This is a genomic window from Streptomyces sp. sk2.1 (assembly GCF_008120935.1).
Taxonomy (GTDB): Bacteria; Actinomycetota; Actinomycetes; order Streptomycetales; family Streptomycetaceae; genus Streptomyces.
Genome location: NZ_RDBO01000281.1, coordinates 1 through 1,610, shown reverse-complemented (window position 1 = coordinate 1,610; position 1,610 = coordinate 1). Strand labels below are relative to the sequence as shown.

The 1,610-nt window shown below is 72.7% G+C and carries 1 pseudogene; it reads right to left on the bottom strand.

Annotated features, from left to right (window positions below):
* Positions 1 to 239: 239 nt before the first annotated feature.
* Positions 240 to 1,553 (bottom strand): annotated as a pseudogene (locus tag EAO76_RS43795) (UbiD family decarboxylase); the annotation flags it as partial.
* Positions 1,554 to 1,610 lie beyond the last annotated feature (57 nt).

Sequence of the window (1,610 nt, the reverse complement as noted above, 5' to 3'; positions counted from 1 at the left end):
GCCGTCCGGCGGGCGCACGCGCGCGGTGCGCGCCTGATCGGTTTCTGCAGCGGCGCCTTCACTCTGGCCGAGGCCGGGTAGCCGTAGCGGGTCCAGTTCTCCACGACCCGCCGCTGGAGCCGCTCGGGGTAGGAGGTGCGGAAGGAGGCGGTGGTGCCGCGGAACCCTTCCGGCAGGAGGCAACTGGTGACCGACTTCCCGCCCCGGGCGGCGGCGGCCTCCCCGGGGGTGAGGTAGGGGACCATCGGGATGCCCGGGGCCTGCGGGAAGGGGTGGTGGCCGGTGTCCGGGTGGCTCCGGGTCGCCATCGCCCACACGACCTGGCGGATGTCGGTGACGTCGATGTCGTCGTCGACGAGGATCACCTTGGGGACGAGCCAGCCCGCGTGCGAGGCGAACAGCACCTCGGCCACGGATTCGACCGACTCACGTTCCGTCAGGCCGAGTTCGGTACGGCGGGCGCGGTCGAGGGAGACGACGAGCCAGCAGGTGGCCGCCTCGTACGAGCACCAGGCCAGGTCGACGGGGAGACCGGCGCGGCGGAGCACGTCAAGTGCGACGGCGGAGATCATGGTGCCCCAGATGGTGTGGTTCTCCTCCGGGGGCAGACCGGCGGCGCAGACGGGCAGGACGGGTTCGTCGCGGCAGGTGACCGCCTCCACGTGGAAGACCGGCTGCCGCTTGCCGTCCGGGAACGCGTATCCGTGGTACTCGCCCATCGGGCCCTCGTCGGCCGTCTCGTCCCTGCTGAGGTAACCCTCCAGCACGATCTCGGAGTTCGCGGGCACGTACAGCCCGTTGGTCTCGGTGCGGACCACTTCGACCGGGCTGCCGGTGAGCGCGCCGACGTAGCCGTCCTCGTTCACGTGCTCCGGCAGGGGCATCCCGGCAGCGGCGAGAGCGGCCGGCGGCGCGCCGAGGACCATGGCCCACGGGGTGTGCTCGCCCCGCTCGCGCCACATCCGATGGATCATCCCGATGTGTTGTTGCGGCATGGCGGGGCCGACCAGGGTGTTGCGGTCGCGCAGCATCGTGCGGGCCACCGACCAGCTGGTCCATCCGCCGTCCGGGGACCGCACCACGTGGAAGCCGTAGGTGCCGAAGTACCGTCCGCCGTCCTCCTGGTGCAGCAGCGGCACCGGAAAGCGCTCCAGGTCCACCGCGTCGCCGGTGTACACGTTCTGCTTGCAGGGGCCGGTGGGGACCTCGACGGGTGCGACCGGGTCGGCGTGCATGGCACGGACCAGGTGCTCCACGATCCGGCGCGGGGTGGCGGTGCGCGGCAGTCCGAAGTGGGCGGCGAGCCTGCCGTACGCCGTGCCCTGCCGGGGGTCGCCGAGTCCGGCCGGGGCGCCCAGGATCCGGTGGCCGCGGGCGCCGCCGGTCAGTGCGGTGAACAGCGGTGCGGGCGCTCCCGTCTCGTACGCGCGACGGGTCACCGCGCCGACTTCGAGGTGGGGATCGACGGGCTGCTCGATCGCCACCGCGTCGCCGTCGGCGAGGAGCCGTTCGACGAAGGCCCGGAAGTCGAGGGCCGGGGTGTTCTGGGACATGGTTGCTCCTTCTCCGAGGATGCGGACGGGGCCGAGAGCGGGGACGGGGGGCGGAAG